At 75.4% G+C, this 20,672-nt stretch carries 17 protein-coding genes; 5 read left to right on the plus strand and 12 right to left on the minus strand.

Translation table 11 applies throughout. The features are described 5' to 3' along the window. Positions 1–161: 161 nt before the first annotated feature. From ACSNOK_RS15655 to ACSNOK_RS15665, 3 genes are read right to left on the minus strand one after another with little or no spacing between them, the layout of a single operon-like run. Positions 162–1,061: an inositol monophosphatase family protein gene (locus ACSNOK_RS15655; RefSeq protein WP_436781275.1), complete on the minus strand. Its 900-nt coding sequence runs from the start codon at positions 1,059–1,061 to the stop codon at positions 162–164. Then, positions 1,042–1,722 (minus strand): hypothetical protein, encoded by a 681-nt coding sequence (locus ACSNOK_RS15660; RefSeq protein WP_436781276.1) that lies wholly within the window; start codon positions 1,720–1,722, stop codon positions 1,042–1,044. The genes ACSNOK_RS15655 and ACSNOK_RS15660 overlap by 20 nt, the downstream gene beginning before the upstream one ends. Positions 1,723–1,730: 8 nt before the next feature. Beyond that, the gene (locus tag ACSNOK_RS15665) at positions 1,731–2,672 is read right to left on the minus strand and encodes a hypothetical protein (protein ID WP_436781277.1); all 942 of its coding nucleotides are present in this window, start codon (positions 2,670–2,672) and stop codon (positions 1,731–1,733) included. A gap of 335 nt (positions 2,673–3,007) precedes the next feature. Between ACSNOK_RS15665 and ACSNOK_RS15670 the strand changes: the two genes are divergently transcribed. Further along, positions 3,008–3,625, plus strand: coding sequence for a DUF4956 domain-containing protein (locus ACSNOK_RS15670; protein WP_436781278.1), 618 nt, complete (start codon positions 3,008–3,010; stop codon positions 3,623–3,625). Next, positions 3,622–4,440, plus strand: coding sequence for a polyphosphate polymerase domain-containing protein (locus tag ACSNOK_RS15675; RefSeq protein WP_436781279.1), 819 nt, complete (start codon positions 3,622–3,624; stop codon positions 4,438–4,440). The genes ACSNOK_RS15670 and ACSNOK_RS15675 overlap by 4 nt, the downstream gene beginning before the upstream one ends. Positions 4,441–4,489: 49 nt before the next feature. Here the strand turns inward: ACSNOK_RS15675 and ACSNOK_RS15680 are convergent, their stop codons facing one another. After that, positions 4,490–4,882: an ArsR/SmtB family transcription factor gene (locus tag ACSNOK_RS15680; protein ID WP_436781280.1), complete on the minus strand. Its 393-nt coding sequence runs from the start codon at positions 4,880–4,882 to the stop codon at positions 4,490–4,492. Between the two features lie 96 nt (positions 4,883–4,978). Between ACSNOK_RS15680 and ACSNOK_RS15685 the strand changes: the two genes are divergently transcribed. The 3 genes from ACSNOK_RS15685 to ACSNOK_RS15695 all read left to right on the plus strand — a co-directional run bounded on the left by ACSNOK_RS15685 (position 4,979) and on the right by ACSNOK_RS15695 (position 9,622). Next, positions 4,979–6,061, plus strand: coding sequence for an NADH:flavin oxidoreductase/NADH oxidase (locus ACSNOK_RS15685; protein WP_436781281.1), 1,083 nt, complete (start codon positions 4,979–4,981; stop codon positions 6,059–6,061). Positions 6,062–6,137: 76 nt separating this feature from the next. Next, entirely contained in the window at positions 6,138–6,962 is an 825-nt protein-coding gene (locus tag ACSNOK_RS15690) for a hypothetical protein (RefSeq protein WP_436781282.1), read from the plus strand. A 59-nt stretch (positions 6,963–7,021) separates the two neighbouring features. Continuing rightward, positions 7,022–9,622 (plus strand): NACHT domain-containing protein, encoded by a 2,601-nt coding sequence (locus ACSNOK_RS15695; RefSeq protein WP_436781283.1) that lies wholly within the window; start codon positions 7,022–7,024, stop codon positions 9,620–9,622. Between the two features lie 12 nt (positions 9,623–9,634). Here the strand turns inward: ACSNOK_RS15695 and ACSNOK_RS15700 are convergent, their stop codons facing one another. The 8 genes from ACSNOK_RS15700 to ACSNOK_RS15735 form a co-directional block, all read right to left on the minus strand. Beyond that, positions 9,635–11,881, minus strand: a complete 2,247-nt coding sequence (locus ACSNOK_RS15700) for a hypothetical protein (RefSeq protein ID WP_436781284.1) — start codon at positions 11,879–11,881, stop codon at positions 9,635–9,637. A 108-nt stretch (positions 11,882–11,989) separates the two neighbouring features. Then, the gene (locus tag ACSNOK_RS15705; RefSeq protein ID WP_436781285.1) at positions 11,990–13,075 is read right to left on the minus strand and encodes a TRAFAC clade GTPase domain-containing protein; all 1,086 of its coding nucleotides are present in this window, start codon (positions 13,073–13,075) and stop codon (positions 11,990–11,992) included. Further along, positions 13,072–15,732: a hypothetical protein gene (locus ACSNOK_RS15710; RefSeq protein ID WP_436781286.1), complete on the minus strand. Its 2,661-nt coding sequence runs from the start codon at positions 15,730–15,732 to the stop codon at positions 13,072–13,074. Before ACSNOK_RS15710 ends, ACSNOK_RS15705 begins: the two co-directional genes overlap by 4 nt. 23 nt (positions 15,733–15,755) lie before the next feature. Next, positions 15,756–17,309: an Hsp70 family protein gene (locus ACSNOK_RS15715; protein ID WP_436781287.1), complete on the minus strand. Its 1,554-nt coding sequence runs from the start codon at positions 17,307–17,309 to the stop codon at positions 15,756–15,758. A gap of 64 nt (positions 17,310–17,373) precedes the next feature. After that, a complete protein-coding gene (locus tag ACSNOK_RS15720; protein WP_436781288.1) occupies positions 17,374–17,916 on the minus strand; it encodes a nucleotide exchange factor GrpE in 543 nt (180 codons plus the stop codon). Positions 17,917–18,002: 86 nt separating this feature from the next. Next, positions 18,003–18,386: a hypothetical protein gene (locus ACSNOK_RS15725; protein ID WP_436781289.1), complete on the minus strand. Its 384-nt coding sequence runs from the start codon at positions 18,384–18,386 to the stop codon at positions 18,003–18,005. Positions 18,387–18,574: 188 nt separating this feature from the next. Beyond that, positions 18,575–18,793 carry a hypothetical protein gene (locus tag ACSNOK_RS15730; protein WP_436781290.1) on the minus strand — a complete coding sequence of 73 codons (219 nt, stop codon included), beginning with the start codon at positions 18,791–18,793 and terminating at the stop codon, positions 18,575–18,577. 762 nt (positions 18,794–19,555) lie between these two features. Continuing rightward, positions 19,556–20,590: a carbohydrate kinase family protein gene (locus ACSNOK_RS15735; protein WP_436781291.1), complete on the minus strand. Its 1,035-nt coding sequence runs from the start codon at positions 20,588–20,590 to the stop codon at positions 19,556–19,558. Positions 20,591–20,672: the final 82 nt, after the last annotated feature.

Here is a 20,672-nt window from a genome sequence, read left to right on the forward strand (position 1 = left end):
GGTTACGGGTGGGTGGCGGTGCGGGTGGGCAAGCCCCGGGCGGACGGCCGCTGTGGCTCCTCAGTCCGGGTCTGGGCGCGGCTCGGACCGGGCGCGGACCCGGGCCGAGTACGGACCCGGGCCGGGTACGGGCCCGGGCCCTCGCCCGGTCCGGCCCGTGCTCAGCCCGGCACCACGGTCAGCGGACGTGCGGCCGCGACCAGGCCGAGGAGGTGCGGGATGTCCTCGGCCCGCCCGGCGACGAAGCTGCGGTCCGTGTCCGGACCCTCCGCGCCGCCGTGGAACTCGCCCCCGTCCAGGGCCCGTACCTCCAGCCCCGCCTCGGCGGCCAGCAGCAGGCCCGCCGGCAGGTCGATGCCCTCCGCCCGGTAGCCGACGAAGCCGTCGATGTCGCCCCGGGCCAGCATGGCCCAGGCCAGCAGCGGCGCCCACAACTGCAACAGCCGCCGGCAGTGGTCCTCCAGCGCGTCCTTCAGCGCGCGGGCCACCGGGTCCTTGCGGGCCACCGTGTGCCCCTGCGTCCAGGCGAGCAGGGGACCGGCGGGGGACAGCGGGCGCGCCGGTCCGGTGAGCCGGCCGCCCGGGCCGTACGCCCCGCCGCCGGTGCGGGCCGTCCACGTACGGTCGGTCACCGGGTCGTGCACGACGCCCACCACGGGCCGCCCGTCGACGCACAGGGCGATGCCCACCCCGTAGGCGGGCAGCCCGATCACCACGTTGTTGCTGCCGTCCAGGGGGTCCACCAGCCAGGTGCGGCCCGACGGCCCGGCGGCGGAACCGGCCGCCGGAAGGGCACCCGCCTCCTCGGAGAGGATCCGGTCCCGCGGGAAGCGCTCGCGGATGCGGGCGATCACCAGGCGCTCGGCCATCAGATCCAGATCTGTCACCACGTCACCGAGGCCGCCCTTGGCCCGGACACCCCAGTCTCCCGCGAAGCGGGACCGCAGCAGCGCCCCGGCCTCCCGCGCGGCCCCCACGGCCACCGCGTGCTCCTCGGCGAAGCGGCCGTCCCCGGCCGGCCCGCCGCCGTTCGTCCTGTCGTCACCGGGCATGGCGCTCATCCAGCCTCCTGAGGACCGCGCGCGCCGCGTCGGCGGTCTGCGCGGCGTCGCAGGTCTGTCGTACCACCCGGTGGAGCGTGCCGTGCACCGGTCCGAGGGCCAGATCGCACCGCCCCGGCAGGACGCGCCCCATGAGCAGCGTGGCGGCGGCGACGCCCGGCGGGACGACGGTGGCGTGGAACTCGCCGGCGGGCAGGGTGTAGATCTCGCCGCCGCCGCTGGTCTCCCGGGGGCCCGCCGTCCACCGCACCAGCCGCGCCGTCGGCCGGATCTCGTCGACGGAAGCGGGGCCGCTGCGCACCTCGAAGACGCGGTGCGTGGGGTCGTCGGGCCGTTCGTGCACCCGCGCGCGCATATTGCCCACCTCCCCGTACAGCACACAGCTGGTCAGATCCCAGCTGTGCGCGTGGACGGGCGAGGTCGTGAGGGGGTTTCCGGCGTGGTGCGGGCCGTCCTCGAAGACGTGGACGCAGACACCGCGGTCCTCCTCACGCCGTACGGGCAGGCACAGGAAGCCCAGGGGATGGCGCACGGCGCGCAGTCCGCCGCGCCCCGAGGCCACGTCGTCGAGGGCCGCGGCGGCCGCGCCGTAGAGTTCGGCGACGTCACCGCCCCCGGCCATGACCTGTTCGATCCTCGAGCAGTCCACGGGGCCGATCACTCGCGACCTCACCTCCGGTAAGGGTTCTCCGCGTGCAGGGCCTTGTCGATGATCTCGCTGACGTCGCCTTCGGTGAAGGAATCCGGGAGCGGCAGGGCCAGGTGCTCGAAGAGCCGTCGCACCTCGTCGATGGTCGGCTCGCCGCTCAGCGGGACGGCGCGGCCGAGGTCGAGGGCGCGGGCCTGCTCCCGGGCCCGGCGGAGCTCGGTCTCGTAGTAGGTGTAGAGCGGGCGGTCCCGTCGCACCAGCAGGTTGTCGCGCCGGGGATCGTCCTGGGTGATGATCAGGCAGGACCAGGACATGTCGAACCGCAGGGTCGGCACCACCGAGGACAGGTGGACGTCTATCTCCAGGGTGTCCACCCGCTGCCGGTGCCAGCAGGCGGCGAGCACGGTGGCGAAGGACTCCTTGCGGGTCCGCTCCGTGGTCCAGGCGTCGGGCCGCGCCCGGTCGTACTGCTCGGCGTACTGGCGGCGGAACCGGGCGTAGACGTCGCACGCCTGCTCGTCGGCCGGGTCGACGATGTCTATCTTCATGCTCAGCGAACGGCGCAGCCGCTGCGCCTGCTCCACGCACACGGGCAGCGTCACCGCGCGCAGGTAGGTGCCCGTTCCCCCCTTGAAGTACCAGCGGTCGGTGTCGTTCCGCGCCTCGTTCAGGGCCTGCTCCAGCGCGTCGCCCGTGACCGTGCGCACCATGGCGAGGTCCTCGAGCGCCCGCCGGGTGCCGCGCATGGCCTCGTCGATGTCCTTGACCCTGCGCCGCCGCTCGGTGAGCGTGCCGAACACCAGCGCGGCGAGGACCAGCAGGATCGCCCCCGAGGTGATGTTGGGGTCGAAATTCTGGTCGAGGATGTCCAGCGTGCCGATGACGAGCGCCGCCGCCATGGCGACGACGCCGTCGAGATGTCTGAGCGTCCAGGAGACGGCCTGCTCGAGCCCGCGCCCCACGTCCGCTGTCCTCCGCCCCATGGCCCAGCCTCCCCCCGTGGTACGGCCATCGTAGGAGCGGGGTGTGACAGGCAGCCAGAAACGGGAGTGGGGAAGGTGCTTTCCTCGCCACTGGCACATGCGGGGCCGCGGCGCTCGCGGGAACCGGCCGGGGCGTGGGCCGGGGCGGGCCGGATGGTGCGGTTCCGGGCCGGGACCGGCCGCGCGGCGGCGTCCGGCGCCGTGAGGGCGAACGGTGAATCGTTTCTCCACAGCCGAACACATGTTCGCCGCGGTTCTGCCTATCGTCGGTGCCCGTTCCACCACAACGGAGAACGCACTCAGGGGGCACCATCATGGACACTCTGCGGCACCTCGCCGCCCACCTGGCACTCGACCTCGCGGCCGTCTGCCTGCTGGTCTTCCGCGTCTACCATCCGCGACACGGGCGCCGTGAGCTCGTCCCGTCGCTGCTCGCGCTGAACGTCGGGCTGTTCACCGTCGTCCAGGTCCTCGCCGGGGCGGGCGGCGGCCACGGGGGAACCTCGCTGGGGCTGGGGCTCTTCGGCGTGCTGTCCCTCGTCAGGCTCCGGTCGGACGCTGTGCAACAGGAGGAGATCGCCTACTACTTCACGGCGATGGTCCTCGGTCTGCTGTGCGCGCTGCCGCACCTCTCGCTGCCGGCGGCGGCGGGGCTGAGCGCCGTCCTGCTGCTCGTCGTGCAGGCGGCCGACCACCCCCGACTCCTGGCCGGATCGCGCCGGGCCCTCGTCACCCTCGACACCGCGTACGGCGACCCGGCCGCCCTGCGGGCCGACCTCGCCCGGCGGCTGGGCGAGCCCCTGCGCTGGACGGTGGTGACGGTGGACTTCGTCCGTGACCTGACCGTCGTCGACGTGCGGTACCGCGAGTCCCGGCCGGAGCTCCCCGCCGGGTACGCGCCCCGCCCGCTGTCCGTCGGGGAGGCGGTGTGAGCGCCGTCGGGTCGCCGTGCGCCGAACCGGCCGCCGTCCGTGGCCTGCGGACCGCCGTCGAGGCCGCAGCACCCCTCTCCCTCGCCGAACTCGACGACCGGGCCGGGCTCCTGACCCGCTTCGACCGCACCTATCTGCTGCCCGCGGAGGTCTTCCCGCGCCTGGCGGAACGGCTGACGGACCCCCGGCGCCCGGGCGGCGCCTTCCGCGCCCTGACGATCGACGGCCGGCGCGCCTTCCGTTACCACTCCGTCTACTACGACACCCCGGAGCTCCGCTCCTTCCACGACCACCGCCAGGGCCGCAGGATCCGGTTCAAGATCCGTGAGCGGGTGTACGAGGACTCGGGGGAGCGGCAGTTCGAGATCAAGCTCAAAGGGAGGCGCGGGGCCACCGTGAAGCACCGCCGTGCCCTGACGGGCGGCGCCACCCCGCTCGACGCCCGCCACCGCTCCTTCCTCGCGGGCACGCTGCGCAGCGCCTACGGCATCGACCCTCCCGCCGCCCTGGCCCCGTCGCTCACCACGGACTACGTGCGCACGACGTTGGTGGGGGACGGTGAACGCGTCACCGTCGACGCCGGCCTGGTCTGCGCCGACCCGAGGACGGGACGGGCCGTGCGCTGCGACGCGGGTCTCGTCCTCGTCGAGACCAAGTCGGCGGGCCGCCTCACCGACGTGGACCGGCTGTTGCACGCGTACGGGGAGCGCCCGGCGGCCTTCACCAAGTACTGCGGCGCACTGGCGACTCTGCGGCCGGGGTTGCCCGCCAACCAGTGGCGCCGGGCGGCGCGGCGAGTGTTCGGTGGGGCGTGACGGATCCGGTGTACCGGGCGGTCCGTCCGGCGGGGCGGGCGCCGCCGGGTCAGCGTGCCGCGTCGCGGGCGGACTGGTGGTCGGCGGCGGTGAGGACGGAGGGGAGGAGGCCCGGGAAGAGGTCGTCGAGGTCGTCGAGGCGCAGACAGGTCATCTTGGCGGTGCCCTGGTAGCACTGGCGGATCACTCCGCTTTCCCGCAGGACGCGGAAGTGGTGCGTGCTGGTCGACTTGCTGACCGGCAGCTCGATCGAGGAGCAGTTCACCTCGGCCTCCGCCGCGGCGAGCCGCCGTACCACCAGCAGCCGCACCGGGTCGGCGAGAGCGTGCAGTACCGCTTCGAGGCGGATCTCCTCGCGCGTGGGGTGGGGAAGGACGCGCGGGCTGGGGGTGGGCGTCACGGTGGCTCCGGTTCGTCGGGGCCTCCATGGTACGAGAATCATCGTAGTTTGACAGGCGTCGTAGTACGGTGGGTATCGTACAAGCGTCGTGCCGCCGGCCGCCGGGCCGGATTCCCACCCGCCGCGAATGGAGTTCCCGTGAGCACCCTGTTCGAGCCCCGCACCCTGCGGTCGCTGACCATCCCCAACCGCGTCTGGATGGCCCCGATGTGCCAGTACAGCGCCGAGCCGTCCGGACCACTGGCGGGCGTCGCGCAAGACTGGCACTTCGCCCACTACGCGGCCCGCGCCACGGGCGGCACGGGCCTGATCCTGTTCGAGGCGACCGCGGTCTCCCCGGAGGGCCGCATCAGCCCGTACGACCTCGGCATCTGGAACGACACCCAGGTCGCGGCGCTGCGCCGGATCACCGGCTTCCTCAAGAGCCAGGGCACCGTCCCGGGCGTCCAGATAGCCCACGCCGGACGCAAGGCGTCGACCGGACAGCCCTGGAAGGGCGGCACCCCGGTCGGCGCGGACGAGCACGGCTGGCAGCCCGTCGGCCCGAGCCCGCTGCCCTTCGACGAGGGCCACCCGGTCCCCGACGAGCTGACGAAGGAGCGCATCGAGCGCGTCACCGGCGAGTTCGCCGACGCCGCGCGCCGCGCCCTGGACGCGGGCTTCGAGGTCGTCGAGATCCACGGCGCCCATGGCTACCTCATCGGCGAGTTCCTCTCCCCGCACAGCAACCACCGCACCGACGAGTACGGCGGCTCCTTCGAGAACCGCACCCGCTTCGCGCTGGAGGTCGTCGACGCGGTGCGCGCGGTGTGGCCCGAGGAACTGCCGCTGTTCTTCCGGATCTCCGCCACCGACTGGCTGGAGGGCGAGGCCGGCTGGACGGCCGACGAGACCGTGCGGTTCGCCGCCCTGCTCAAGGAGCACGGCGTGGACCTGCTGGACGTCTCGACCGGCGGCAACGCCCCGCGCGTCTCGATCCCCGTCGGGCCGGGCTACCAAGTGCCCTTCGCCGCACGGGTCAAGAACGAGACGGGGCTGCCGGTCGCCGCGGTCGGCCTCATCACGGAGGCCCGGCAGGCCGAGAAGATCCTCGCCAACGGGGAGGCGGACGCGGTGCTGCTGGGCCGCGAACTGCTGCGCAACCCCTCCTGGGCGCGACACGCGGCGCGTGAACTCGGCGGCGACGTCCACGTTCCCCGGCAGTACCACCGCTCGGTGTGACCTCGGAGCCGCCCGGGCCGCCAGGTCCGCTCGCGGGACGGCGCCCCCGGAAAAGCCAGGCGCTATGGTACCGACCATGCGGTGGGGAGAGCCGTCCTCGGCTTCCGGGAACCGGGCGAAGGCCGTCGCGGTCGCCGCCGTCGCGACCGTGGCCGCAGGCGTCGGTGTCATCGGCTCCGCGCTGGTGGGCGATGGCGACAACGCGGCGGCCCCGGCGCCCACTTCGCCCGGCCCGACGACATCGGCGAGCACCGGCCCCCACGTCGGTACGGCCGAACGGCCCGTCATCCCGGGCTGGAAGGTCGTCGTCAACCCGGCGTCCGGCTCCGCTTTCGACGTCCCGCCGGAATGGGACGTCAAGCCTCCGGGCATGACGTACGGGTTCACGGACGACAGAGTCGACGCCGAGAACCCGGCGAACTGGGGCCGGTTCATCGTCCTCGCGACCGGATTCGCCTCGCTCAGGGAAGACTGGTGTCTGCCCGACATCGACGCGAACGGGCGTGTGGTGGGCACCGAGCTGGCGGGTGCCGGTACCGCGAGCGCCAAGAGGGCCGAGGACACCGGCGACGCCGCCCTGAAGGGGGCCGTCGCGTGGGTGTACGGCGCCTACACACAGCCGGACAGGAAGAGCATCGTCCGCGACAGGACCGCCAAGCCCTACACCACCACGTCCGGGGTCAAGGGCAGCATCGCCTGGGCCCGGTCCCGGAACGCACCCCGGAAGAACGCGTGCTCAAGCGACGGCAAGGCCGTCACCTTCGGCTTCAGGAACTCCGCGGGCGATCTCGTCGCATGGTGCCTGTACGGCGCCACAGGCGTACGGGACGAGCTGCCGGACTCGACGATCATGAAGACCCTCGGCACGGTACGCCTCCACGGAAAGCCGGAGAAACGCTGAAGCCTCACCTCACTTGAGGCTTCACGGCAACGGGCGGCGCGACGAGGGGGCGGACGGACATGGTCAGGCGGACGGGCTCCGGCGGCGAGCCGGACATCGTCAACACCGCGGTCGACTGCACCGCCCAGTACCTGATCCAGATCGGCATCCTCCGGGGCGACCTCAACCTGACGCTCAAGGTGCGGAATCCGCCGCCCGACGACGACGCCCCGCTCGCCGCGGCCGAGCGAAGACTGGCCCGCAGCCTCCTCCACCGGTGGCGGGCCGAAGCCGACGCCTGGCACATGACCGACCCCGAGCCCCTGCCCGTACGCTGGACGCCCAGCCGGCGCGTGGCCTCCGCCGGGGAGCACCTGCCCGCGGGTTCCGGGACCGACACCATCGCCGGGACCTTCCTCGCGCTGCGGCCCCGGCGACGGCTGGTGGTGCTGGGCACCGCGGGCTCCGGCAAGACCGTGCTCTCCGTCCTGCTCACCCTCGAACTCCTCGCCCGCCGGCTCACCCAGGGCGAGGACGACGTGCCGGTCCCGCTCATGCTGTCGCTGGAGTCCTGGGACGCCCGGCGGCAGCCGCTCGCGGAATGGCTGGCCGACCGGCTGCGCCGGGACCACCCCGGCCTGCCGCCCGTGGACGGCGTCCACCCGGCCCGCCGGCTCGTCCTCGAACGCCGGGTGCTGCCCGTCCTCGACGGGCTCGACGAACTGCCCGAGCACCGCCGCGCCGAGGTCCTCGACGCGCTCAACACGGGCCTCGGCGGTGAGGGCGACGCGGTACTGGTCTCCCGTACGGCCGAGTACGCCCGCCTCGACCGGGACGGCAAGGGGCTGCGGCACGCCACGGTGATCGAGTCGCTGCCGCTGCGCCCCGGTGAGGTGGCGGACTACCTCCGCGAGGCCGTGCCCCGGGCTCGCGCCGCCGCCTGGGCGCCGCTGCTGAGAGTCCTCCGGAACGAACCCTCCGCGCCGGCCGCCTGGGCCCTGACCAGTCCGCTGATGGTGTGGCTGGTGCGGCGGTCGTACGAGAACGGCCCCGCGAATCCCGGGGATCTGGTGGACCGCGGGCGGTTCCCGACCCGGGACGCCGTAGAGGCGCGCCTGCTCGACCGGATCGTGCCCGCCGCTTTCCCGGCGGTGCCCGCGCACCCCGGCCGACTGCACCCGCCTCGCACCTGGGACGCCGAACGGGCCCACGTCTGGCTGTCGTACCTGGCGCTGCTGCTGAGCCGGCGCGGCGAGTCGGAACTGGCCTGGTGGCGGCTGCACACGGCACCGCTGCCCCGGCTGCTCGCCCTGCCCGCGCTGCTGACGACCGGCATCCTGCTGTCCTTCGTCGTGCGGGCGGGCGTATCGGGCTCCGCGGACGCCTCCCCGATGGTCCGTTCCCTCCACGGGACGCAGGTGGCGATCGGGGTCATGGCCGCGGCCCTCGCCCGGGGGTGCACCGCCGCCTGGTTCGGCCAACGGCCGGCCGAGCCCCGGCGCAGCGCGAATCCGCTGCTCTTCGTACGGGCCCTGCGCTCTCTCGACCGGCACGCGCGCGTGGCTCCGCTGGTCCGGTTCGCGGTGCTCTCGGGCGGTCCCGTCCTCGTCGTCCTCCTCCTCGCCCTGTACGCCGCCGTGGGGGACCCCGGGCTGCCGGCGTTGGCCCTCGGCGGCGTCCTCCCGGTCCTGTTGATGATCGTCTACGCGGCTCCGGCCGACACCGTGGACGCCGCCACCCCCGACGAACTCCTCCGCGGCGAGCGGAGTGCCCTCGTCACGACACTGACGCTGGTGGCCCCGCTGATCGGGGCGGGCACCAGCGCGCCCCTCTGGCTCCACGGCGACGGCGACGGCCTGCGGGCGGCGGTGGGTTCCTGGGCGGGCGCCTCGGCGGCTCTGACGCTGCTCAGTCCGTGGAGCCGCTGGGCGCTGGCCAGGTGCTCCCTCGCGGTGGCGGGCCGGGTGCCCTGGTCGCTGATGGCGTTCCTCAGGGACGCGCGCGCGGCGGGCCTGTTGCAGGTGTCGGGCGGCACCTACCGCTTCCGCAACCGCAGGCTCCAGGAGCACCTGGCACAGCGACGCGCCGGGGAGCGCGGAACGACCGCGACCGGATCCCTCCCGCTGCCCGGGCTCTCCGACCCCCATGACTTCACGGTGGATCGCACGGAGGACCACTACCGCCTCCGCGGCCGGTCGCGGAGCCTTCCGATCACCCACTGGGCCGCGATCGGCACGATCACGGGCACCTTCGCCGTCCAGGTGAGCGTGTCGGGGCTGTGGGAGAGGTCGGCCTCGTGGCTGCCTCTCGTCTTCTGGCCCTGCGCCGGTGTGGTGATCACCGCGGTGGGGTTCCTCAGGCCGAGGCGGCGGCTGGAGCTGGAACTCACCCGGGACGGCGTCACCTCCGTGTTCGGGCGCGGGCGGCGCTCCTACGCGTGGCGGCACGTCGAGGAGATCACCGTGCGCCGCGCGGTCGTCCGCGGCCGGGACGCGCGCGTCCACGCGCTCCAGGTCCGGCTCCTCGCCGACGCCCCGCGTCCGCCCCGCCGCTCCCGCATGGGTGACGGCTGGTACCTCGTCCTGTCGACCGGCCCTTCGCCGGGCGTGGGCCCCGGGCTCGCCTCGGCGCTCGCCGACTTCGCCGGACCCCGGTGGACCCCGCCGTCCGGCGGCCGTTGAGGCCTCCGGAGCTCAGCGGAGCGGCTCGGCGCGCAGGGAGGCGGTGAGGAGGGCCAGACAGCGGGCCGTCACGGTGTGGCCGTCCTCGGTGATGTCGACGGCGTAGGCGACGGGCGCGCGGCTCGTGGCCCCCTCCGGGGCCGTGATCCGCCAGTGCGCCACGTACGTGGCGTGCGCCCGGAGGGTCCGGGGCGGGTGTCCGGCGAGGGTGGCGCGCCATCCTCCGGGCAGCAGGGGCGGCCGTACGGTGATGGCGAGGTCCCGCCCGGTGGTGTTCTCCACGGCGAGCCCCCCGCCGTCCACCGGGCGCAGGCGCAGGGCGTCGGAGCTGGACCAGCGGAGGTGGAACGCGCGCAGGCGGAGCCGCTGTGCCTCCTCGCCGCTCTTGTCGAGGACGGATCCCACGCCGACGCGGACGGAGTCGACGGCTTCCGGGACCGCGAAGTCGTAGCCGTACGTCTTCGTGGAGTAGGGGCCCGACTTCTCGCTGTGCGCGCGCTTCTCCCGCAACGTCACCGTGCGGGCGCCGACCTGGCTCTCGACGTCGCTCGGCGGCGCGAACCCCGTGACGCTGTCCGGGTCGAAGTCCACCGACACCTCGCTCAGCGGCAGCGGTATCCCGAAGTCCGCCCGCAGCCAGCGGCCCTTCGGTGGGGATCCCTTGGCCGACCAGTAGCCCTCGTGGCCCGGCAGAGCCGCGGACGGCGGGTGGCCGGGCGCCGAGTGACCCGCCCTCAGCCTCGGCCAGTCCCGGGTGGCGGCCGCGGCGAGGTCGACCTGGCGGACCGAACCGCTCAGCGGATGGCGCCACTTGTCGTACCGTTGCGGCAGGCCCGCGAAGGAGGCCGGCGGCAGCGCGCTCGTCTCCAGGAGCGTCAGGGCGAGGGGGACGACCAGGTATCCGGCCACGTGGGCGAAGAGGAGCGCGTGGCGTGGGGCGCGGCGCCGGGGGAAACGGAACGCGGTGGTCACCGGTGGGCGCGCGGGCGGAGGCGCCATCCTCTCGGCAGGGCCCGTGCCGGCCGTGCCGGCCAGCCACCGCACCGTCCCGCCGAGCGCCCCGGCCGGAACGCAGCGGACCGGGACGCCCGTGCCGTCCAGCGCGCGCAGCAGGTGGCCGCCGCCCGCCGCGGCCAGCCGCCCGCGCACGGCGGCGTCGTCGCCTCGTACCGCCCGGCTGTACAGCAGCGCGAGCCGGCGCGGGCGGGACCGCGGCGGCAGGCCGAGGAGGACGTGCAGGACCCGGGTGACGGCCCGCACGGCCTCCCCGTGCGCGGCGGGGTCGTCCACGACCAGCAGCAGCCCGTGGGCCCGGCGCAGGACGTCCAGCCCGGCCGCCGACTCCATGCCGCCGTACGCGTCACCGGACGGGTCGAACCACAGGACGGGCGCCCCGGCCGTGCGCACGAGCGGCGGTTCGGTGCCGGGCGGGACGCCCAGGTCGGCCAGCCCCTGCCGGTGCACCCCCGCGCGCTGCGCGGCCGGGCCGCCGACGAGCACTACGACGCGCGCCCGTTCGTACCCGGGAGGCAGCGCCTTCCCGCAGTGCGGGCAGGCCGCGTCCAGGCGGTGCGCGCGGAGGACGACCGGCAGGCGGGCGCCGCAGCGGCAGCGGCGGCGGAAGACGCCGTACCGGCCCGGCACCAGCCGCCGGTGCCGCGCCCGGCACGCCGGGCACAGCCGGACCGGGCGGCCGACGGCGCGCCCGCAGTCCGCGTACGGGCACGGCGCCCGCCCGCCGCGCAGCAGGCGCTCGACCCGCTCGACCGCCGCCCCCAGCGCCCACCACAGGCTCCACAGGGCGCGGCACAGCGCCCACGGCACCAGCGCGAACAGCAGCGGAAGGATGCTGACCGCGGTCGCGGTCAGGACGGCACCGACGGCCGTGAGCAGGAAGGCCGGGCGCAGGAAGACCATCAGGCAGCCCGGCCCGCCGGTCCCGCCCCGCCCCGGCCGGCGGAACGCGTCGCCCACCCGCTCGGCCAGGAACCGCTCGGCGTCGCCCATCAGCCGTTCGTGCTGTTCGAGCCCGTCCCACCAGGTCGCGCGCAGATCGCGGGAGGCGGTGACGCGAAGGTACGCGGGGACGGCCGGCTCACCGCCCGGGTCGGGCGGGACGGGCGCCGGCCGGCCGAACGCCCGCCACACGGCGAGCCATTGGGCCCACACCAGTCCGGGCAGGGTGACGCAGACGCCGTAGCCGACGACCAGGACGACCAGGAGGGCGATCACCAGGAGCAGCACCACGGGGTTCGCCACGGCTCACCCCTGCCCGCGGCCCGGACCGCGCCGCCGGAGCGGCCGTGGCGTGGGGCGCGCCGGCCGAGGGCGGGGCGGGGGCGTGGTGCGTCCGTCCTGCCCCACGCGTCAACCCCGTTCCCGGTCGAGGACGCCGAAGCGGTACAGCAGCCACATCAGGGGGTCCTCGACCCGGTGCGGGCACACGACGCCGCCGAGCCCGAGGCCGCCGTCCCGCCGGGGCGCGGCGCCGAGCGTGGACACCGCGAAGAGCTGGTAGTCGGCGCAGAACCGGGCCGGCAGCGCGTCGAGCCGGTCCTCCTGCCAGCGCCGCAGCAGGGCGCGCAGCTCGGCGTGGACGGCGGCCCGGTCGTCGGCGTCGAAGAGGGGCCCGGGGCGGCGGGCGTGGTGCAGCGGGGAGTGCTCCGGGAGGTGCGGCCACAGGAGATCGGCCTTGGTGAGGACGACCGCGACCGGGACGGTCACCTTTCCGCCGCCGCCCAGGTGGTCCAGCACCCGGGCGAGCACCTCGCCGGACCGGCCCGGCACCCCGCCGCCCCGCACCGGTGCTCCGGGCAGGTCGCCCGGGTCCACGAGGACGACGACGGCGTCGGCCGCGGCCAGGTGGGGCAGGCGGGCCTCCATGCGCTCCCGCGAGCTGAAGTGCTCGCCGGCGGTGTCGAGGAGGACCAGGGTCAGCGCCCGCTCGCGCGCGCGTCCGAAGCGGCCCCGGCCGACGCGGCGGAGGCGGTGGACGAGGGGCCGGCCGGCGTCGTCCTCGGCGGTCTTGGGGACGGTGTGCCGCTCCTCGTACAGGTGCCGCGCGTACCGCTCGTGGTGGTCGAGGATCGTGGTGTCGTCGCAGGGGAGCAGCGCGGCGTCGAGTTCGGCGCCGAGGCGGTGCAGCAGTTCGTGCGTCAGGACGCCGAGGTAGGTGCTCTTGCCGGAGCCGACCGGTCCGGCGAGCGCCACCAGTCTGCCCGGGGTGCGCAGATAGCCCTCCGGCAGTCGCCCGTCGCAGGCGGCGCAGCGCAGCCGGGTGGTGGTGCGGCCGCAGGTGCCGCACACCGCGGAGCCGGCCCGGGGGTCGGCGGAGGCCAGGGCCCGGTCGTCGGGGCAGGCGGGGCGGCCCGCGCAGACATAGGTGATCCGGCCACGCGTGAGCGTCCGGAAGCAGCGCGGACACACCCAGGCGCGGCGCCACGGCGTTCTCACGCCCGCTCCCTCCGGGTGACGCCGAGCGTCCGCTGCGGCGGGTGGCGCAGCACGAGCGCCGCGCCGACGGCGAAGCAGCGCAGCCGGCCGCCCGGGCCGCGGGCGAGGCGCGCCGACAGCCGCGCGTCCTTCCCGGGGCCCAGCGTCACGCCGGCGGACTCCGCGAGGACGTCCCCGTCGGCGGGTTCCAGCGGCCAGACCGGGCCGTGCGACCGCACCAGCAGCAGGCGTTCGGCGCGGACGGAGGCGCGGGCGGTGAACACGGCGGTGACCGTACGGCGTCCGGGCAGGCCGTGCCGCTCCAGCCGGTAGCGGACCTCGGTGCGCGCCGGCAGGACCGCCGTGCCCGGCCGGCCGTACACCGGCCGTCCGCCGAGCCGGGCGACCGCCCGGACCTCGACCTCCAACCCGGCGCCGTCCGCGACCGGCAGTCGTACGCCGGCCTCCCGCCGGTAGGCGGCGCGGGTGACCGTACGCCGTCGCCCCCCGGCCGCACCGGGGGACCGCCAGGCGACTTCGGCCTCGTCGCCGCCGTCCGGCGGCCAGTCGAAGACGACGACGACCTCCGCGCCGCCGTGCCGGACGAGCGTGGGGGTGCCGAGCGGGGGGCCGCCGACGGCGGCGCGGGCGCCCACGACGGCGTGGTCGCCGGCGACCGTCACCGCGACGACCACGGCGGGCCGGTCCGGAGCCGCGAACGACAGCCCGCCGGGCGCGGGCCGGACCGCGACCGGCGGCCCGGGGAGCTCGGCCGTGCGCAGCCGGGTGCCGGCCGGCCACGGGGGCACGCCGTCGAAGCGGTACAGCCGTACCTCCCCGCCGGCCGGCGGGTCGAGGCGCGCCAGGAGCCGGCCGTCGCCGTCGCCGTCGTCGGTCGGCGGGCGGACGGCCAGGCCGGTGACCGGCTCGGGCGGCGGGAGCGGTGTGGCGGTGAACCGGACGCCCGGCGTGCGCACGGTCGTTCCGTGGTCGGTGCGGTAGACGACGCTGACCCGGTAGCCGTACGCCGTGCCATTGGCGAGTCCGCCGTCCGCGAAGCCGTCGCGGCGGGCGGCCACGCGCGTCTCCGCGCCGTCGGGCGGGGTGCGGACGACCTCGACGGACCGGGCACCCTCCGGGCACCTCCAGGCGGCGGTGATCCGGCCGTCCTCGGAGACCACGCGGACGTCGCCGACCTCGGGCCGGTGCACGAGGGGACCGGCCACCGCGAGCGGCGAGAACGCGCTCGCCGGGGCGGCGGCCCGGCGGACGGCGACCGCGTAGTACAGCGGGACACAGGCCGGGGGCGCGCCGTCCACGTACGAGGTGGCACGCGGCGAGGGCAACGGCAGCACCGTGCCGTCGGCCGCGTCGCGCGGCGCGCGCCGCTCGGTGCGCAGCAGGACGTACTCGGGCTCGCCGGCCGTCGACGGCGACGGCAGCCACCGGAGCGCGACGCCCGCGCCGTCCCGCGCCGCGGTGAGCCCCGACACCGGCCGGACCGCGAGGCCGCGGCGCACGGCGTCGGTCCCGGACAGGTCGCGTGCGGTGGCCTCCGCCTGTTCCACCAGGTCCCAGGCCCGGTCCGCCTCCGCCGGCGGCAGCCGGCGCGCCTGGTCCAGGACCGCGTGGGCGTCGGCGAGCCGGCCGCGCACGCGCTCGGCCAGGGCGCGGACGTCCTCCGGGAGCGCGGCCGGCGGCAGCCGGTCCGCCACGGCCGCCGCCTCGGCCAGCCGCCCGTCGGCGGCCAGCCGGCGCAGCCGCTCCGCCACCGGGTCCCCGGCCGGCTCGTGCAGCACCGCGAACACCAGGCGCCGCGCGTCCTCCTCGGCGACGGACAACTCCCCGACGGCGTACGCGAGAAGCGTGGCCGGGGTCGCGCGGGCGGCGCACCGCGTCCGCAGCGGCACCGCGAGTTCATGGCGGAGGATCCGGGTGAGCCCTTCCGGCCCCTGCTCGGCCAGTACGCCGCGGACGGCGGCGACCACGGCCTGGGCCGCCGTGTGCGCGGCGCCGTGCGGCAGCCGGCCCCAGCGGCGGGCCGCCGCCTCGACGGCCGGCGGGTCGGCCGGGAGCGCGCCGAAGACGCGTACGGGCCGGTCGGCCCGGCCCCCGGGGGTGCCCGTCGCGAGGAAGTCGGCGAGGTGCCGCAGCCCCAGCACCTCCAGGTGGCCGGCGCAGCGCGCGTACGCCGGGTGCGGCACCGAGCGCGGCAGCGGTTCCGGCTCGGCGGTCCGCAGCCCGAGGGCGGACAGGGCGGCCCGTACCTCGTCCTCCCGCACCCGGTGGGCGATGGCGAGGTGCGCGACCGTGCTCTCGGCGAGCAGGCCGAGGCCGCCCGCCGCCTCCTCCAGGGCCGCCCGCAGGCGGGCCCGTTCGGACGCGGCGCGCCGGCCGTGCTCCCGGAGGGCGGCCCGCAGGGGGCCGGGGTCGCCGACGGCGGCCGCGTCCAACAGCGGCCGGTGCGCGAGGTATCCGGCCTCCAACTGCTCGATCACCGGGCGGTACCGGAGCCGGGCCCGGCTCCGGCGCCAGCACGCGCGGACCGCCGCGACCGACTCGGCGACCGCGTTCCCGCCGAGGTCCGGCGGCAGTTGGTACCGCGTGCGCAGGTCCTCGGTCACGGGCAGCCCGGCGTCGAGCACCTCGCACCGGTAGCGTGCCTCGTCGAAACCCACGGCTCGTCCCCGCCCGCCCGCGCTCAGCCGATCCGCTGGCGGCTCATCGCGACCCGCGCCTCGTCGACCGCCTCCTGCGACAGGCCCCCGATCTGCACGGAGATCTCGATCCGCTCGCCGGTCTCCCGCTCGGTGGCGACGACGTTGAGCAGCCCGGAGGCGTCGAGGGTGAAGACGCACTGGAAGGGCCAGCCCTTCGGCTTGCCCGGCGGGATCCTCAGCGTCCCTTCCGCGACGGCGGTGTTGTGCGCCGGCTCGTCCGACTCCACCGCGCCCGCCTGCTCCATCACCTGGATCCGGACTCGCCGCTGGTCGTCGCGGAGGGTGAGGAAGTCGTCGGTCACCGACGCCGGCAGGGCGTCGTTGGCGTGCACGAGGTGGGCGACGTACTCGCGGCCGGTGTCGATGTCCGTGACCTTGATGCCGTAGCCGCGCGAGGCGACGGTGGAGATGTCGTAGGGGCGGTGAGCCAGGCCGGTCTCCGCCGCGTCCTCCGCCGCGCCGGACGGCCGCTCCGCCCGGTCGAGCGCGTACAGCGCGGCGCCGCGGGCCACCGCGAGGTCGGGGTTGTGCAGCCTGGGCTCGAAGCCGAACTGCGCGCGGAGCGCGGCCGCGACGGCGGGCATCTTGGTGGCGCCGCCGACGAGCAGCACCTCGTCGAAGGACGACACGCCGCGCTCCGCCGCCAGTTCGACGGTACGGCGGGTGATGTCGACCGTGCGGTCGAGCAGATCGCGGGTCAGCTCCTCGACCAGCCCCCGGGTCAGCTCCACCGCCTCGACCCTGCCCTGGTGCATGACGCGGACGGTGTACCGCTCCCGGAACGACAGCGCCTTCTTCGCCTCCTCCGCGTCCTTGCGGAGCTGCGTCTCGGACTGGGGGTCGGACAGCGGGTCGTCGGCGTCCGGGAAGCGCTCGCGGAACCGGTCCGCCAGGTGCGCCACGACGCGGTCGTCGAAGTCGCTGCCGCCCAGTTCCTTGGCGCCGTCCGTGCACAGCACGGTCAGTTCGCGGCCGCGCAGGGTGAGCACGGTCGTGTCGAAGGTGCCGCCGCCCAGGTCGTACACGAGGACGGCCCGGTCCCCGCGCTCCTCGGTGCCGTCCAGGGCCCCGTAGTCGAGGGCCGCCGCGATGGGCTCGGCCACCACGTCCAGGACGCGCAGCCCGGCGATCTCGCCGGCCTTGCGGGTGGCGTCCCGCTCCGCGAGCCCGAAGTAGGCGGGCACGCTGATCACCACGTCGCGCGCTTCCTCGCCGGTGGCGGCCTTCGCGTCCTCGACGAGCTTGCGGAGGATGCGGGCGGAGATCTCCTCGGGGGTGTAGGCACGGCCGTGGAACTCACGCGGCACCGCCTCGCCCATGTCCCGCTTGACGAGCCGGACGACGTGGTCGGGGTCGAGGACGGTGGCGTCCTTGGCGCTCTGCCCGACGACGATGCTGTCGGCGCTCTCGAAATAGACGACGGACGGTGTGGTGTCCGCCCCTTCGAGGTTGCGCAGCACGGCCGGTCTGCCGACGTCGTCGATCCGTGCGACGCAGGAGTAGGTGGTCCCGAGGTCGATGCCGTACACGGCCATAGGGGCTCCCGCCATCGGGACGCCCGCTCTCGGCCCGTCCCGTCCGTTGTCCGTCAGCTGTCCGTCAGTCGTTCCGCTGCGACGTCGTCGTGTCGTGGGCGCCCACCGGGGAAGGCGGGGCGTCCGGTTCCCACCGGGACACCACGACGTCGGCCTTGCGCACGACCCGTTCCCCCTGCAGGAAACCGGCCGCCACGGCCCGGGCCACCGTCCCCTCCGCCTCGGGCGACTCGGCGGCGGCCCGGCCCACCGGGCGCTGCAACGCCCGGTCGAACGCCTCGCCGGGCCGGGGGACGTACCGCTCCACTCCGGTCCTGGCCACGGTGTCCGCCGCCTCGTCGGCCAGCGCGGTCAGCAGGGCCCGCAGCTCGTCGACGCCCAAGGGGACGGTGACGTGCTCGGCCTGGCGGAGGATCTGGTCGTGGAGCCGGATCAGCGAGTGGCGCACGAGGTCGAGCGCCGCTTCCACCTCGCCCCGGCGCAGCCGCTCGACCTCGTCGTGAAGCCTGGTCACGACGGCCTCACGCCGCTCGGCGAGCCGCTGCTGGCGGGCGAGCGCCTCGGTGAACTCGGATGCGAGAGAACAGAGTTCGACTTGTTCCGACACGTCGCCCACACTAGACCCTGGGGATGCCGCGCGTCAGCCGAGCCGGTCACGCCGCGCCCGGCGCCCCAGGTCTCCCCGCGACCCCATCAGTCGCCGACGGTTAACCCGCCGTTGACGTCCCGCATTTGCACGACGGTGGTCTGCGTGCCCCCAGAGACGGTGTTGTGCACATCGCCCGAACGGTTCCGCACACCCTCCAGGGCCTCGGCCTGCCGCCGCCACTCCGCGAGGGCCCGGGCGAACGCGGCGTCCTCCCGGGCCCGGCGGGCCAGCGCCAGGGCCAGCTCGGCGGCCCGCTCCGCGTCGTCGGGCGCCTCGGCCAGGCCGCTCAACTCACCCGGCTCACCCGGCTCCCCGCCCGGCCGCCGCCTGCCGACCAGGCTCCGCAGGGCCCGCCACACCTGGTCCCCCGCCGCACCGGCGGTTCCGCCGGCGAGGGCCATGAGCAGTTCGGGCGCTATCTGTTCCATGAGTCCCCCTCCACACGCCCGACACCCGGGCCATGGGACGAGCGTAGGACCGACGGGGCCACGGAGACCCCGGCCGGCGGGTGCTCGCGTCGTAGGCGACACGAGGACGATCGCCGAGGACGGCGGTCGGGTGTCCCGCACCACCCACCGGGCCGGGACACCCCTCACTTCACGTGCCGTTGCCACCGTCACGGCTGCGCCTTGCAGGCGGCGCGGGCCGCGCCGACCACGGCGGCGGCCTGGGCGAGGGAAACGCCGAGCTTCTTCCGCGTGTCCCGGGTGACCTCGTAGGTGCTGCCGATGGCCCTGCCGATTCCTCCGTCGCCTTTCCTGGCGCAGATCGCGTTGCCCTGCGCGACGAGTTCGTCGTCGCTGACTTTCGGCGGCCTGTTCCCGGTGTTATCCAAGAGCTCAAGGAAGATCTTCCGTTTCGCGCCGCTCAATTCACCGGAACCCGACGCCGCCGAGACCGGCACCGTCGAGTCCGCCGGCTCGAGCCGCGAGAGCCCGTGTCCGAGACGGCGCAGGCAGTCGCGGTGAGCGCCATGGTGAGGGCCACCACGCCAAGGGCCATCCCGCGTGTCATCGTCCGTGTCGTCATTTCCGGGACCCCCTCAGCCGGCGCGACAGCGTCAGGACGCGACCGGAGCCGATCAGAAGGGCATCCGCCCTGGGCTGTCAGGGCGTCGCTCGGTCGAAAGGAAAACGTGCCCGGGGGAAATCGCCGCTGTGGTCGCTTCCGTATCCCGAGCGCGCACTCAAGGCCGCATCCGCACGAGAACCGTACCGTCGGGCGAATCGAGGAAAGGGGATACCGACGTGGGGCTTCAGGATTTCATTCCCAAGTACACCAACGGGATACGTCTTTCGATGTACCTCCCGGACCGCGGCCTTCGGTCGTCATCTCGGCGCGGTAGGCGTCGCACGAGTGGAGCGGACGTCCGACGGCGAGGCGGGCGATAACGCTCGCCACTCCCACGCAGGCCCTCCTTGCCGGCCGGGATGAAGCGGCGGACCAAAGTTGACAACGGCCCCTAGGATCATGGCCCCTGGCCTTGCTGAGCGATCCTCGGTTGATCGAGCACCTGCCGACCGTCACCGGAGCGGCGCGGGTGCCGGCAGGGCGGTGTGCGGCGGGAGGGGGAGTGGGCGCCGTCCCCCGGAGCCCCTCAGCTCGCCGACGGAGCCGGCAGTTCCGTCGCGTACGGCGGCTGGGCGCCGGGGCGGGAGCAGGTCACCGCGGCGGCGCGGGCGGCGAAGGTGAGGGTGTCGTGCCACTGGGCGGCGTCCGGCGACGGGGCCGGGACGAGCGCGCCGTGCGCGTCGAGCCGGTGCAGCAGCGCGGCGTTGACCGTGTCGCCGGCCCCGATGGTGTCCACGACGTTCACTTCCTCGCCGGGGACGGAGAGTTCGAGGCCGTCCCGGGTGAGGACGGTGAGGCCCGCGCCGCCCCGGGTGAGGACCACGGCGTACGGTCCGGCCGCGAGCCAGGCGCGGACGGCCGCCGCCGGGTCGGCGGGCCCCGCCAGCCAGGCCGCGTCCTCCTCCGAGAGCTTGAGCAGGGTGACGTACGGCAGCCAGGAGCGGAAGCGGGCCCGGTAGGCGTCGGCGTCGGGGATCAGGCCCGGCCGGATGTTGGGGTCGAGGGCGGTGAACAGGCCGGCGTCCGACGCGCGGCGCATCAGCTCCTCGTACGCCGAGGCCCCCGGCTCCAGGACGAGGGAGCAGGTGCCGAACGAGACGGCGCGCGCCCCCGCCGGCAGCGCGTCCGGGGTCCGGAAGAGGCGGTCGGCGGCGCCCTCGACGTGGAAGGAGTAGGCCGCGGAGCCGTCGGCGCCGATGTGCGCCACGGCCAGCGTGGTGGGTTCGGGGCCGCGCTGCACCAGTGAGGTGTCCACCCCGTCCGCCGCCAGCCCGGCCAGCAGCGCCTCGCCGAAGTGGTCGGTGGACAGGCGGGAGCAGAACGCGGCGGGGGAGCCGAGGCGGGCCAGCGCCACGGCCGTGTTGTAGGGGCCGCCGCCGCGCTTGGGGCGCAGGGCCGGCAGTTCGGGCGCACCCCTGCCCGTCCCCGTGCCCGGGGCGTCGGGGCGCGTATCACCGTCCCCGTGCCGTCGGCCCGCCGCGTCCGCGCCCACCGTCTCCCCGGCGGGGGCCGGCTCCTCGGGAACGAGGTCGATCAGGGCTTCCCCGGCGACGATGATCATGATGGAAGGGGCCTTTCGGTACGGGCGGTGGCGGGGTACGGCGGGGTACCCGGCGGCGGTACGAGTGGGGGCGGTACGGGTG

The sequence above is a fragment of the Streptomyces sp. URMC 126 genome, assembly GCF_051386555.1.
Taxonomy (GTDB): Bacteria; Actinomycetota; Actinomycetes; order Streptomycetales; family Streptomycetaceae; genus Streptomyces.

Bases quoted from the DNA above. Each gene is read 5' to 3' on its own strand.
- ACSNOK_RS15670 (WP_436781278.1), top strand. From the start codon at position 3,008: ATGGACACTCTGCGGCACCTCGCCGCCCACCTGGCACTCGACCTCGCG.
- ACSNOK_RS15695 (WP_436781283.1), top strand. From the start codon at position 7,022: ATGGTCAGGCGGACGGGCTCCGGCGGCGAGCCGGACATCGTCAACACC.
- ACSNOK_RS15680 (WP_436781280.1), bottom strand. From the start codon at position 4,882: ATGATTCTCGTACCATGGAGGCCCCGACGAACCGGAGCCACCGTGACG.
- ACSNOK_RS15655 (WP_436781275.1), bottom strand. From the start codon at position 1,061: ATGAGCGCCATGCCCGGTGACGACAGGACGAACGGCGGCGGGCCGGCC.
- ACSNOK_RS15690 (WP_436781282.1), top strand. From the start codon at position 6,138: ATGCGGTGGGGAGAGCCGTCCTCGGCTTCCGGGAACCGGGCGAAGGCC.
- ACSNOK_RS15725 (WP_436781289.1), bottom strand. From the start codon at position 18,386: ATGGAACAGATAGCGCCCGAACTGCTCATGGCCCTCGCCGGCGGAACC.
- ACSNOK_RS15715 (WP_436781287.1), bottom strand. From the start codon at position 17,309: ATGGCCGTGTACGGCATCGACCTCGGGACCACCTACTCCTGCGTCGCA.
- ACSNOK_RS15735 (WP_436781291.1), bottom strand. From the start codon at position 20,590: ATGATCATCGTCGCCGGGGAAGCCCTGATCGACCTCGTTCCCGAGGAG.